Origin of the sequence: Brasilonema sennae CENA114 (assembly GCF_006968745.1) — a bacterium.
Lineage (GTDB): Bacteria > Cyanobacteriota > Cyanobacteriia > Cyanobacteriales > Nostocaceae > Brasilonema > Brasilonema sennae.
On record NZ_CP030118.1, the window covers coordinates 3158931 to 3173107 of the forward strand.

The following is a 14177-nucleotide window of genomic DNA, read 5'->3' on the forward strand; positions in this document are numbered from 1 at the left end:
TGTTAGTAGAATCAGTTTCATGACACTTAGTTGTTTCTTAAATTATGCATGTTCGCTGGATTTAAGGAGAATTCAAAAAGAATTTATAACCAGTTGGAGATGTGCTACTTGGTTTAATTTTAACTAAGACGACATCATTTTTGATATTACGATCCCCTGATTGTGAAAATTGAATTTTCCCCGTTGCACCATCAGGAGAAAAGTTGGGATTATGCAAGACTTTTTGTAGTTCCTCACGAGTTGTACTTTGCTGCAAACCGCTAATAATAGCGACAGCTGCATCGTAACTTGTGGCAGAACGCCAAGTCACGGGACTACCCCAAAGTTGCTGGGCATTTTTTGCAAAGTTATTTTTCAAATTCTTTTCTGGATGCCAAGGTACGACTAACTCCAAACCATTGACATCTGAGCGTCCTTGTTGTAGTGTTTGGGATGTATAAAGGGTAGGACTGCCAAACAGTTTCAGCCTTCCTTTATTGGCTGCGGCTAAATCTAATGCTTTGTTAATTCTGTCTACATGAGGAGCTAAGACTAAGCCATCTGCACCGCTCTTAATAGCATCAGTAATAACTTTATTTGGGTTGAAATCTAGTGCTGAGAAATCGCAGGTTATATTGACAAGTTTTCCTCCATCTTTGTTGATAGCATAACTAAATTCGTCTTGAAGAGATTGAGGATTTATGACTCTTCCATCTACGCAAATTGCTAAATTTCTTTGATTGAGATTGTTGATAGCGTAGCTAGATAAAGCCTCAGCAATAGAACGAATATTAGGAGCAGTACGAAATATATAGGAGCCACATCCTAATAATTTGAAAGAAAAAAGGGTGGGGTAAATATTTACTAATTTCCTCTGCTGGTAAATGGGGCAAGCCACAACAGAAGCATCAGATCCATTATGAGCAATAACTGCTAAAATTTTCTGGTCTGCCACTAAGGAATTGGCAAGTTTTTCAGCAATGTTGCGATTATTACCGTCAGAAGCGATTTCTACTTGTAATAAATGTCCTCTAATGCCATCTTTTTTATTGATTTCATCTTGAGCTTGAGCAACACCTTGAAGTATTTCTTTGGCAACATTAAGATTGCTGCCAATGTGAACACTCACAGCAATTTTCAAGATTTTAGCACTACGAGCAGCAGAAGCATTTAGTAAGTATATCCGCGACTCGGGATCGTTGGGCATCTTTTGCACAGATGCTTGAAAATGTGCTATTGCGTTGTCATAATCTCCTGCTGCGAAAGCTTGCACGCCCAATTGTTTCTCGTTACTAGGGTTATCTTGAACTAAAATTTTCTCACCCAGACTAATACGGCTTTCCATAGAGTCTTTTGGTTCAAAGCTGTAGCCAGTGGAGGCTTTGGGATTGCGTTTGACTTCTACTAACACAGCATTACCAACGCGATCGCCTGAAGGTAAAAACTTAATTGTACCTGTTGCTCCCTGTAGGGAAAAAGTACCAGATGATAAAGCTTGTTGTACTCCTTCTCTAGTATCCTTTTGTTTAAATGCTGCGGCAATTGCTTGAGTCGCATCAAAAGCGGTAGCTGTACGCCAGGTAACTAAGTCTTTATCACCCCATAGTTTGTATGCATTTTGGACAAAGTTTTTGTCGGGGGAGACGCTTCCATGCCAAGGAACTGGTACCACCATACCGTTAACAGCATCGCCAGCAGCCAGAGTGTTTTTGGTTTGTAAACTGGGGTTTCCTAATAACGTAATTTTGCCTTGATTTTCTTTGGCAAGTGCAATCGCTTTATCCATTCTGTTGACTTGAGGGTTCAGAAGTATGGCATCTACATCTTTTGCATTTTTTATAATCGTTTTTGGCTGAAAATTCTTGGACGCAAAATCGCAATTAATGTTAATTAATTGACCACCTTTTTGCGCAATTGCCTTCTCAAAATCATTTTTAAATGACTGGTCTGCTGCGTTAGAATCATTACAGGTACTTATTCGGTTTTTGCCAGTAGTTTTGGCATATTCAGCCAGAGCATCTGCAATTGTCGTAAAGCTGATAACTGTCCTATAGATATAGTTACCGTCGGTGCCATGTGGGCGATCTGTTAATCTTGTGGAGCTACTGGTTGGTGAAATCATCACCAATTTTCGAGCCTGATATTTATCAGAGGCTGGAAGGCTAGCATCGCTACTGTTATGCCCAACTACTGCTAAAATATTATCTTTATCTTGCACAAATCTATCAGCAACCTTTACAGCAATATCAGGATTGTTATCATCGTTGGCAATTTTAACTTTCAATAACTTTCCATTCATGCCACCTTGATTGTTTATCTCTTGTTGAGCTTGCGCCACTCCCCGGAGAATTTCTTGGGCAACATTCGGGTTAGTGCCAATAGGAACGGGAACGCCAATTGTCAGTGCTAGTTCATGACCAATCTTGGAATTATTCAGATATATTAACGTTTCTGGATCGTTAGGATACTGCTGTAAAGACTGTTGAAACTTACTTGTTGCTAGCTTGTAATTTTTCTGCCTATACGCCTTTACACCCTCTTGTTTATAGGAAGTTGTGAATGTTTTGACTAAGATTTTATTGCCATCGCTAAAGCGAGCACGAGATTGAAATTCATCAAGAACACGCCATGAAATCATACCAAAACCTACTATTGCACTGATAACAATAGCTGTTCGCAAAGCAACTTTTTTCCAATTTTGTTGTTGATGCTGTCGGGGATATTTCAGTTCTGCTGCTGCAGTATTTTGAAAAATAACAGGTAGCCACGAAGCACAAGGATACTGATTTTCCCATTCTTCTTGCAAGCGTGCACGAGCTTGTTGTACAGATGCATATAAAGATTCACCAGCCGCAAATGCGGTGAGAAAATATTCCAAAAAATGTTGTGCTATTATATCGGGAACAGGCTCGCGCATGACAATTGTATAGGAAATTCGCGCATCAGCCAAATTGCGTGCTAGCCCAAGTCCGTCGCAAGAGTTAAAAATTGCAAGTTTTAATCCTTTTTGGACAGCATGTTTGAGAGTATTGCGCAGATTATCCAACGGTAAACTCTCGTTGGCATTAATTTGAATCTCTCCGCAACTAGCATCTTGTTGGCTACAACTATGTCCCGCAAAAAATAAAATATCCCAAGATGGAGTCCACAATTTGTTTCTTAATCCTGGACATGATGGTTCTCTCAAAGGTTCAATGATTGCACCAGGTAATATTTGTCCGAGGGCTTGCAAATCTTGTTGAATATCGATACCATGACCGTAACCGAGAACAGCAAGGATTTTAACAGGAGTTGTTAACTGCTGTGTTTTTAACTTCTTATTGGATAGTTCATACTCTGGACTAACTACAATTTCTGGCTGATCATCGTCCAACTGAAAAAAATCCCATAAATGCCAAGGTAATCGCTGTAGCAGAGAATCTTGCGTTTGTAAAATAAAACGGGTATTTTTCCAATTATCAACTCTTCGTGAAATTCGCCGCTCTAATTGTCGTACTGATGGTTTATTTAACCATTCGTTGAAACTGGATAGAAAATCTTGAGCAGCTTGATTGCAAGCTTCTATAGTAGATACATTTGTTATTTGACTTTCAGGAAGGGTGATTAACCAATTGACTGGTAAATGACGATAAATTGTTTGCCAATTTTCGTAGTTTCTCTTAACTAGCAATGCGGGCGGTAACCTGCCAGAAAAATTCTCAGAATCTGGTCTACCTTGTTCACCTATTCTAACTCTGACAGGAAACCCTGTCTCAACACTGCCTTCTCCAATCTCGAAGATAACCCGCATGTTCACTTTTCTCACCGTGTACTAATTGACCTAGCTAAATGATAAAGTGTTCCGTAATATTTGCATTATTTACACTAACCTGAACTCCGAATCTTTCACCAAATTCTCCACAAAATTTTAATTGGATGTAATTATCAACAACTCTTGCTTTGACTTCAAGAAACGGTTCTCCATTTTCATACAATCCAGCTAATTGCAAGCCGGGTGGTAAGTAGGACTGATTTCCTATCGGATATACTCGCAACAGAACAGCAACAGTTTTGTCAGGTTTACATAAAATTGCTACCATTAAAGCCACCGGATTATTTGCTAGTTGCATCCCTAAATCCATGATGCGTCTAGCACTGATAGCAGGGTGCTTTGGTTCTATCGTCCACAAAGTTTCTGCAAGCTTCCAACGCTTCTCTTCATCTTCAGTTGTTTTTAAAAGCTGAGCAAGTACATCGGTAACACTAATAGAGTTAATATTATGGTGAGGTGATTCTACATCTTCGACTTGATTACCAGACATTTTTTCTAAAAGTTCTGAAGGTAAATTGTTTTCCCAACTGCGATGGGGAAATAATTGCTCAATGACTTTCCAAACTTCTTCTGAACTATCTAACTGAAATCCTCTTACCCCTCTAAAACGAAAGGCTACTTGAGGAGTTCTTTTACAGGATAATTCTTCAATACTTTGCCATTGAGATTTGTAGATACCTTCAAGCCATTGCCGCAAATGCACGAGATGGGAAGATTCTATTAATCTTTCTAATGGTTGTAACTCTTCAATGTCAATTTGTGATGTTTTAATATCAGGTAAAAATCCTCTGACTTTTCCTTCGGTGCAGGTTTTATTTAGTTCTACAACAACATAACCAATACGATTGTCCCAAACATCAGGAGGAACATAACAAAGGCGATCGCCTGTCCTGATTGCTCTACATTCTAAACGTCCCACTCCGGTAAGCAGTAAATCTGCAACATCTGCCATCAAGCGCCCGTATTGGTTCCAGCTATAACTGGCTTCTAATTCAGTCGTAATATCCAGCATTTCTAAGTAGCTATTGACCACTAGTACAGCTAGAGTATTTACATACACTTGTTTAGCTTTTGGTTGAGTTGGTTGTTCTTGGGCAAATTCCAGAGCAGTTTCTCGAAATTTCGCCGGAATGGGAATAGAGATGATTTGCTGTTGGGTAGAGTAACTCATAGCCGTAGATTCAAAAATTAGGATTCGATATGAAAATAACCTTCGCCATCAAAATAACCTTGGGAATTGCCAAAGTTGAGAAGGCGGGGAAAACACTGACGTTGATAGAAACCGCTGAGGGTGGGTATGGATTTGCCAAACTCTTGAGATAAATCTTCCCAGGGAGTTTCAGGTGGTAAACGACGTTCAATTAAGACTAGACAGTTAATGTCTGGGCGATCTTTTATATGGATGCGACGCAAATTATTGCCTTCTTGTTTTAACCATTCCTGAATTTCTTGTAATATGGGTGGTGCTTGCGATCGCGCTGGAATTAAATTTACTGGATCTAGTTCTTCACCATTTTGATCTTGTATGGGATGAATTCTATTATTACTACCAACCCTACGATGATCTTCCAACCTAAACTTCAAATACCCGTTGAGCCATGTTATGACACTACCTTTTTCTGAATTGTAGGGGTTCTTGGCAGTACAAGCCTCACAAAGATTGCAGCAAAAATATAGCCAGGTTTTTTGTAGTGCTTCCTCCGCATCAGGTACACCCGTACCCCGCAACAGTTTTCCTGTTTTTTGAATTAGTAAAAAAAGTTTGTGCAATCCTTTTTGACGTTCAATACTACCTCTCGGATGCTGACAGGTTTGTTTCACAAGTTGGAGGATTTGTACTTCTAATTCATCCATACTGTCATCGTCAGTCTGATTTGATTGTTCAGGGTTACCTGGCAATAGTCTTGGCATAACTTACCCCTACGTTATCAGTTATCAGTTACCAGTTATCAGTTACCAGTTATCAGTTATCAGTTACCAGTTATCAGTTATCACTGTTTACTGTTTACTGTTCACTGTTCACTGTTCACTGTTTTAAAGCTACTTTTCCAGATGTGGTCTGATTTCGTACTTGCTATTTTTGTCTTCAGACTTAAGTTGATTGATAACTTTGGTAACATCGACACCAGTTGTCTGGCGTAACTGCTCCAAGAAAGACGCCATTTTGGGAACACTACTACCATTTGTAGCATCAATTACAGTCAAATTGTCTACTCGTACCTCTGGGACTCCTGCAGCTAACATTCGCAACAATGGTTCTAGTTTTTGGAAGATGAAGATTTCTCGGGCAGATGCACCAGCGTTTTGCCAAGATTCGGCGAGATACTGCGTCCCGGCTGCTTGGGCTTTACCTTCTTCTACAATGCGGGCTGCATCTCCTTTTGCTTTGGCGATCGCCCGTTCCGATTCTGCCTCTGCTGGTGCAACCACATCAGCTTGTAACTGGTTTTCTACCTTTTTGATGCGTTCGGTTTGCACGCCAACTTCTGCTTGCACCTTTGCGACTTGGGCATTGACAACCGCTTCTACCTCTGCGATCATCGCAGTCCGCTTTGTTAGCGCGTCTTTAACTCTGCGTTCCGCGTCTACTTTGGCAATTTCTAAATCCCGTTCAATTTGTTTGAGTTTAGTAATACGGTTGTTTTCTGAAACTTTAATTATTGCCTCGGCTTTCGCTTGGGCTTCTGCTATGCGTGCATCTCGCAATAATTCTGCCTGCTGCTTGCGTCCGATAGAATCCAGATAGCGTACCTCATCAAAGATGTTTTTAATTTGTAGGTTGTCTAGTACTAATCCCAGCTTTTCCAAATCGTCTTCAGCTTCTTCAAGTAGGGTTTTGGCGAAGGCTATTTTATCTTCGTTCACCTGTTCTGGCGTCAAGTTTGCCAATACTCCCCGCAGATTTCCCTCTAGCGTCTCCTTTGCCAACTGTTCTATATCCTTGCGGCTTTTACCCAAGAGTCGCTCAATTGCATTGTAAATTGTCGGTTCTTCTCCAGCAATTTTGATATTTGCGACTCCTTCTACTGTCAGAGGAATTCCGCCTTTTGAGTATGCATTCGATACTCGCAACTCAATAATCATGTTTGTCAGATCCATGCGGAAAGTTTTCTCTAATAGCGGGGTTTGAATCCTACTACCTCCTTTCACTAAGCGGTATCCAACGGAATTTCCATCATCAAGAGAAGTGCGACTACCAGCGAAAATCAATACTTCACTTGGTTGACAAATATAGTATAAGTTACGAATCACCCACCAAGCAGCGGCAGTTCCAGTACCAAAAATTCCCAGTAGTAAAGCGATTATTTCCATCATTTTTCTCCCGAATTGAAGTGTAATTTGTAGAACATTAAAACAGGTTAATTAACCTTATTAGCTTTGGGTAGGCAATCGCTCATTTCAGGAATTGCGTTCCTTTGCTTTTGTACCCAAAAGATGTGAGTTGGGGGACTTTACCCATAACTTGTTTCGCTGGGGTGCGTTCAACGGGATAACGAAAATGAGATCTGATTGCTTAGGTGCTACAAATACTAAATTCTGATGGGATACTGGTTTGTTAACCAATGCAGCAGATGGGTTCTGCGTTCCCAAAGTCACCGCAATTATGGTGATAGCAAAAGTTTTTAGGGTATTCATAAAAAACCTCGGGAGTTTGGAAATAGTGAGTCACTTAAAACCTTAGTCCTTTCCTTGATTGAGAGTTCCTGTGACATCAATACCAAGGGTTTGATTGACGCTTTCTAGGAACTGAAGCACGATTTCAGGATAAACGTTGACTAAACTGGCTAAAGATTTTCCATCACCATTGTCAATCACGTTTACTTTCTTGAGTTGAATGCGCTTGGGAATCTGCACTGCTTCTTGGAGTACAGTTTCAATTTGTTGGATTAGGAATAATTTGGAAGCATCTGTTCCGGTTTGCTGCCAAACTTGGGAGAGAATATCGTTAACTAAAGCTGCGGCTTTAGCATTTTCTTCCAAGGGGGCGGCTTCTCCTTTGGCGCGGATTTCTTGGGCTTGGCGTTGGGCTTGGGCTGGGAGGACTTCATCCGCTTGTAAGCGCAAGCGTTCTAATTCTGAACGTAGTGCTTGCAGAACTTGTTCAGCTTTTGCCTTCTTTTCTTGAGCAGCAGCTGTGGTAATCTCTTCTTCAGAACGGGCTTTTTGTTCTAGCTTTGCTTTGATTGTGCGGAGTTCGTTTTCTTTCTCCAGCACAATAATTCTGTCTTGGGTTTTGGCGACTTGGGCGTGTTCGTCACATTGGGCTTCTATTTGTTCTGCTTGTGCGATCGCATTTGATTCAGCAATTTCCGCATTTTTAACAACAAGAGCTATTTGTTTGCGTCCCCAAGATTTGAGATAATCTACATCATCAGAAACACTTTGAATTTTCAGGGTGTCGAGTTGTAATCCTAGTTTTGTAAGGTCGCGGCTAACATCAGAGGCGATACGGTGGGCAAAACTCAGGCGATCTTCATTAAGTTCTTCAGGTGTGAGGGTAGCGACAACACCCCGCAGATAGCCTTCTAGAGTTTCGCGAGAGACACGAGTTAATTCTGAGCGATCGCGATCCAAAAAGCGTTCAATAGCATTACCCACAACCGCTGGATCTGTGGAAATTTTCACATTAGCAATTGCTTGAATATTTAAAGGTGTTCCCCCCTTGGCGTAAGCATTTCGTACCTCTACCCGTACCGGCATAGTGGTGACATCCATACGCTTAACAGTTTCCACAATCGGAATACGAATAGCCCGTCCACCTAATAGCACTCGATAACCGACTTCTTGTCCATCCTGAGTACGCCACCTACGTCCAGAAAGAACCAATACTTCATTCGGTTTACAGATACACAAAAAAGACTTAACGAACCATACAAATACAACAGCACTAAAGATAGAAAGTGCAATGGGGATACTGCTAAAAAGTAGTCCTTCAACACTATTGTTGTCCTTGTTAGTAGGTGTGTCGAGATTAATTTGTGCGACTGGCACTGTTGCGATATTTTGCTGAGTTTTCATAGTTAGTAGTTAGTAATTAGTGGTTACTTGTTACTTTTGAGTGCATGGTATTTTTTGTTATATCTGATCTCCTGTTTTCCTCCCTCTCTACACAGACACCACCCATACTTTATTGCCCTTCATGCCAACAACAACGACACGCTCGCCTTGATGAAGTTGTTGAGTTTCGTCAGTAAAAGCAACGAAATCTACTAAAGAACCTTTAAGATTCACACGCACCTTTCCAGGACTGTTGTGAGTCAAAGGAATTTCCACCGTAGCAAAACAACCGATAATATTATCACTACGTACCAAGCTATCTACTACTTGGCGTCGTCGTTGGAGAGAAATTAATCCAACTATTAATACACCACTTAAAATCCCCACAAAAACTGCAATTACAGCAATGATTAGGATTATGTTCTTCATTTCCCCCTGTCCAGTTGATGAATAAATCCGAATTAAAACTTTTCATTTCAAGAGAATCTTAGAGTGGTTTGGTATAACTCTATTGGTTGAAATTTCATAAAATGTTGCTATCATCAATACCCCCGAAACAGTGAGACTGTTCAAACAGTGAACAGTGATAACTGATAACTGCGGCTGGTACTTGATAAGTAAGACAGAGGATATAGCAGATATGCTATATTTCTGCCGCCACGGAACGCAGCTCAACAAAATGAATATCACGCTAAGTAATATTTGGATTAGTGTTGGCTCTATATGTTCTTCAGTTGGAGTGGAACAAAATTATCTATCTTGTTACATAACTTTACAATTGAGTTTTCTTCCGATAAAAAGTAAGAGATTATTTCAGCCACCGCCACCGCCATCACCGCCACCGCCACAGCTACCGCCATCACCGCCACCGCCACCGTAATCATTGCCGCCACAGCTACCGCCATCACCGCCACCGCCACCGTAATCATTGCCGCCACCGCCACTGTAATCATTGCCGCCACCGCCACTGTAATCATTCCTAATTACTGGAATGTTTTCTTCATACTCGTGATGGTAAGAACAGTTTTGACAGTGGCGGATTACCCTACGCCTTCCTGAATGACTAGTGGTTGCTCGAACTAAAACTTGTTGAGTCCGTTTAAGATTGAACGTTTTGCATTGAGGACAGTGTCGATTTTTAATGAAATTAGCTAGGCAAAAAATAGCGATCAAAATAAACACAACAAAGATCCAAAAATTGAAGTTAAAGAAGTTGTCTAGTTGCCCATTAGGTTGAGACGGGTTGTTGTCTGGTTGCAACTTAGATGGCACTTCTTGTGCAGCAACATGAGTAAGCGTGATAAAAAATCCAACAAAAAAAGCGATTGATGGAAAAATGATTCGTTTAATCAGGCGTTTATTCATACTTTTCTCTTTTAGCAATATCACATGCGTGGCATGGGAGTGTTAAAAAATATTCCTATCATCAATACCCCAGAAACAGTAAGACTGTTCAAACAGTGAACAGTGATAACTGCTAACTGATAACTGATAAGTAAGACAGAGGATATAGCACAAATGCTATATCTCTGCCGTCACGGAACGCAGCTCAACAAAATGAATATCACGCTAAGTGATATTTGGATTAGTGTTGGCTCTATATGTTCTTCAGTTGGAGTGGAGTAAGATTTTCTTTTTTGTTACAAAACTTCACAATGAAGCTACACCTCAGTAACAAAAGAAACTATGCTGTTTCGCATCCTTGCCAGAGGTTATCATAAAGTTTGATATGCATCGCCACAAACATCATGAACCCCGAAATTGCTCGTCATCTTTGGAAATTACTTTGGCAAGATTACAGCATCCGGGTGAGTTATGCCCGCATCTACGCACAAATGATCACTGATGCTGGTGGGACTGTTGCTAATGATCACATTGCTTTTCGATCTTTACGCATGGAGGTAGACAGTCCACAGGGTAAGGTTAATTTGGGTATTGACTATTTAGGACAATTTGCTGAGGCTTTGGGCTACGAGGCGGCTGGGGAATACTCTTTTCCAGAAACCCATCTTTACGCCCGTCACTATCGCCATCCTCAGCAAGAGGAATTTGATTTGCCGAAGTTGTTTATCAGCGAGTTGATTGTTGATGAATTGCCAGAAGAGACTGTTCAGCTCATCCAACAAACAGTTTTGGGCGTAAATTTATTTCATTATTCAGCAATTCTCCAGGCATTCGCTACTGAGACTAAACGCCTTGCCAAAGAACTCCATAGAATCTTTATGTCCCCTTGGCAACCTCCCCGGCGTTCTGTAGTGGAAGAAGTGAACAAGGTAACTCAATATGGTGCTTGGGTGCTGGTGCACGGTTATGCTGTCAATCACTTTACAGGCTACGTTAATCGTCAGAATACCCCAAAATACCCAGATATTGAGACTACTGCTCGTGGTTTAGCTAACTTGGGTGTGCCAATGAAAGCTGAGATTGAGGGAGACATTGCTAGTGGTTTGCGGCAAACGGCAACTCAAGCAGTTACTGAAGTTGTCACAGTCTTAGAAGATAATGTAGATGTGGAAATTCAACTTCCTTGGACTTATGCCTACTATGAAATTGCCCAGCGCTATATGGTAGAAGTGGAACCAGATCAGCAAGTGCTGTTTGATGGTTTTCTTGGAAGGAATGCCCAGCAGTTATTTGAAATGACGCGGTTGAATATAAATAAGAATAATGTAGAGACGTAGCCCTTCGGGTTCGCCAGTCGCCTGGCTGTCGGGAAACCCTCCCGCAGCGGTGGACTCACATGCTACGTCTCTACATCTGGTGTGTATTGCACCCAACATCAGAAACGCTATATTGGATAGGCGGTGAGAGAACTATAGTTAACGTCACTAAGCGGGAGACAATTGTTTGACTTTTTCTTCCATTGATTCCATCAGTGATTGGTAGGGCTGAATGAATTTGTCAATCCCTTCATCTAAGACAAGATCCATCACTTCATCCAGATTAATCTTGATATCTGGGTCTTTAAGACTGTCAATCAACTGATATGCTTCTTTTACCCCACTCTCAAGCCGATTAGCAACGTCACAGTGATCTGCGCAGGCTTCTATTGTTGCTGGGGGTAGAGTATTAACGGTATCTGAACCTATTAACTCGTTAACGTACATCACATCGCTGTAGGTGGGATCTTTCGTACTGGTAGAAGCCCACAATAGTCGCTGTACGTTCGCTCCTTTGTCTGCTAAAGCTTTCCAACGCTCACTCTGGATAATTTCTTTGTATTTTTGGTAAGCAATTTTAGCGTTAGCAATTGCAACTTTGCCTTTAAGGGCAACTAAGCGAGCTTCTATTGCTAAATCTTCAGTGCCAATTGTCTTAATTCTTTCCTCAACGATTTGGTCAACTTTAATGTCAATTCGACTGAGGAAGAAACTAGCAACAGAGGCTATTTTGCTAATATCTTGACCCTTATTTACTCTTGCTTCCAAACCTCGAATGTATGCCCAAGCCGCCTCTTCATAGCTTTTAATCGAGAACAGTAGGGTAACGTTGACATTAATTCCGTCGCTAATCACCTGCTCTACTGCTGGTGAGCCGCTGAGAGTACCGGGAATTTTTATCATGACATTTTCCCGCCCAATTTCGCGATAATATCGCTGCGCTTCATCAATCGTAGCTTTTGTATCGTGGGCAATAGTTGGAGGAACTTCGATGCTGACGTAGCCATCCAAGCCTCCAGACTCTTCGTAGATAGGGCGGAAAATATCACAGGCATTGCGGATATCTTCAAAGATTAGGGATTCGTAAATTTTCTCAACAGGTAAACCTGCTTGAATTCCTGCTTCGATATCAGCATCATAGAGCACATTTCCGGCAATCGCTTTTTCAAAAATCGCAGGATTAGAAGTAATCCCACGGATACCCCGACTCGAAATCATGCCTTGAAGTTCACCAGACTGAATTAAGTCCCGAGTCAAATTATCCATCCAGATACTTTGACCGTAATCTTTTATTGTTAACAGCGGGTTGCTTGCCATTTTTACCACCAAATTCGATTTCCGTTCTCATCAACTCGTGCTTGTCGAATCACATCAGAGATTTGCTTAGCATCTTTTACATGGTGAAGTGCTTTTTTTTCACCATTTGGGTATTCCACAATAAAGTAGGTAGGAACCTTAATCCAGTCTCCTGTAATATCCGGTGAATCTACAGCAATTTGCTTTGCTTTTTCTTGAACGCTTTGCGGCTTATCAGCAATCACATCTCCGGGATTTACTGTTAAATTCTGTTCCTTGACTGATGGTTCTCCTTTCGTATGTTTACCTATACTTACTGGCTGGTCTATTTCTGATTTTTGTTGAGTTTTCATAGCTTGAAATAAGTTGAAAACGGTCTTACTCTTCTTAAATCAAGCCTAAAAAAACAAACACATTAACTCCTCTTTCAAGAGAGATACTTTAAAACTGACAATAATATCTTCAGGGATATATTTTGGCTATATATAGGACTCCTATTTGATTTCTAAGAAATGAACCGCACCAGAACGCAGAGCAGCCAGCCCTATGCGGTGAATCCAGCGCTATGCAGGAGATACCCGAAGGGGGGTTTCCCCAAAGTCTGTCGGGGGAAGCAACCCAAGCGACGAGCTTTGACCGTTGAGGCGTCTGGCGTGTCACAGAGTAAGAAAATCAGAGAATCTCATAACTGAGCGGATTGCTATAGCAGTCCTATTTCATTTGTGTGAAAGTGCCTGCGCTTTGCGCTAGAAAACAAAGTACATTTGTACATTCTTCTTAAGCGTTAAGCGTTCCCAATCTCAACGAGTAACTTCACAACTCGTTTATAATTGCTGTATAGTATGTTTTTTACTGATTTCATATTTTTTATTTCAAAAAATACTTTCTCTTCATCAAAAATAACTATTTTTAATATTATGAAATATTTTCTGTTTTTAGCTAAAATGTGTAGTAAACAGATGGAAGTCCAATATACAAACAATTATGAGCAAGATTTTTCGATGATTTATCATGATAAACCTTGCTTATAATGATTGCTAAGATGAAAGAAAATTAAGAGTCTTTATAATTTTCATCCATCCAACAGCGTGGCAGGCTCTCACCAGAAGGAAAAAGTAATTGTTCTTTTTTATAATCTTCTGGATCTTGTTCTTCTTCTCCTGCTTGAAGTTGCCCAGAGACAGTAGGTTTCAATGGGCTAATCAGTGTTTCTAAGTCGTGTATTTCTACTAAATGACCAGTCTGCTTGTCTTGAAGAAGCATGGCGAAAATGGTTTGAATTACAAATTAGTTGGCTAGACAGCTTCTAACAATAGCCTATTGTTTTACGTGTTTCACTCACCCTAAGATAGAAATGAACACGCTACGTGCGATGCTCTTTTAGGAACCGCCAAGGGCGATGTGCCAGCAGGGCACCGCTACGCGATCGCCTC

The 14177-nt window shown here is 40.9% G+C and carries 12 protein-coding genes; 1 reads left to right on the forward strand and 11 read right to left on the reverse strand.

The window, feature by feature from the left end; all coding sequences use genetic code 11:
• Positions 1–61: 61 nt before the first annotated feature.
• The 8 genes from DP114_RS13445 to DP114_RS13480 form a co-directional block, all read right to left on the reverse strand.
• The gene (locus DP114_RS13445) at positions 62–3769 is read right to left on the reverse strand and encodes an ABC transporter substrate-binding protein (protein ID WP_171978186.1); all 3708 of its coding nucleotides are present in this window, start codon (positions 3767–3769) and stop codon (positions 62–64) included.
• 34 nt (positions 3770–3803) lie between these two features.
• The gene (locus DP114_RS13450) at positions 3804–4961 is read right to left on the reverse strand and encodes a DUF1822 family protein (RefSeq protein ID WP_171976323.1); all 1158 of its coding nucleotides are present in this window, start codon (positions 4959–4961) and stop codon (positions 3804–3806) included.
• A 17-nt stretch (positions 4962–4978) separates the two neighbouring features.
• Positions 4979–5701 (reverse strand): sigma-70 family RNA polymerase sigma factor, encoded by a 723-nt coding sequence (locus DP114_RS13455; RefSeq protein ID WP_246163166.1) that lies wholly within the window; start codon positions 5699–5701, stop codon positions 4979–4981.
• A 129-nt stretch (positions 5702–5830) separates the two neighbouring features.
• Positions 5831–7102 carry a flotillin family protein gene (locus DP114_RS13460; protein WP_171978187.1) on the reverse strand — a complete coding sequence of 424 codons (1272 nt, stop codon included), beginning with the start codon at positions 7100–7102 and terminating at the stop codon, positions 5831–5833.
• Between the two features lie 87 nt (positions 7103–7189).
• Entirely contained in the window at positions 7190–7426 is a 237-nt protein-coding gene (locus DP114_RS13465) for a hypothetical protein (RefSeq protein ID WP_169263769.1), read from the reverse strand.
• 42 nt (positions 7427–7468) lie between these two features.
• Entirely contained in the window at positions 7469–8809 is a 1341-nt protein-coding gene (locus tag DP114_RS13470) for a flotillin family protein (RefSeq protein ID WP_171976324.1), read from the reverse strand.
• An 87-nt stretch (positions 8810–8896) separates the two neighbouring features.
• Complete coding sequence (locus DP114_RS13475; RefSeq protein ID WP_171976325.1) at positions 8897–9217, reverse strand: NfeD family protein; 321 nt, start codon at positions 9215–9217, stop codon at positions 8897–8899.
• 384 nt (positions 9218–9601) lie between these two features.
• Positions 9602–10153 (reverse strand): hypothetical protein, encoded by a 552-nt coding sequence (locus DP114_RS13480; protein ID WP_171976326.1) that lies wholly within the window; start codon positions 10151–10153, stop codon positions 9602–9604.
• A gap of 383 nt (positions 10154–10536) precedes the next feature.
• On the opposite strand from DP114_RS13480, the gene DP114_RS13485 reads away from it, so the two are divergent.
• Positions 10537–11469 (forward strand): DUF1338 domain-containing protein, encoded by a 933-nt coding sequence (locus tag DP114_RS13485; RefSeq protein ID WP_169263773.1) that lies wholly within the window; start codon positions 10537–10539, stop codon positions 11467–11469.
• 147 nt (positions 11470–11616) lie between these two features.
• On the opposite strand, the gene tal is transcribed toward DP114_RS13485, so the two are convergent.
• The 3 genes from tal to DP114_RS13500 all read right to left on the reverse strand — a co-directional run bounded on the left by tal (position 11617) and on the right by DP114_RS13500 (position 14007).
• The gene (tal, locus tag DP114_RS13490; protein ID WP_171976327.1) at positions 11617–12765 is read right to left on the reverse strand and encodes a transaldolase; all 1149 of its coding nucleotides are present in this window, start codon (positions 12763–12765) and stop codon (positions 11617–11619) included.
• A 2-nt stretch (positions 12766–12767) separates the two neighbouring features.
• A complete protein-coding gene (locus DP114_RS13495) occupies positions 12768–13097 on the reverse strand; it encodes a hypothetical protein (protein WP_171976328.1) in 330 nt (109 codons plus the stop codon).
• A gap of 700 nt (positions 13098–13797) precedes the next feature.
• Positions 13798–14007, reverse strand: coding sequence for an acetyltransferase (locus tag DP114_RS13500; protein ID WP_169263776.1), 210 nt, complete (start codon positions 14005–14007; stop codon positions 13798–13800).
• Positions 14008–14177: the final 170 nt, after the last annotated feature.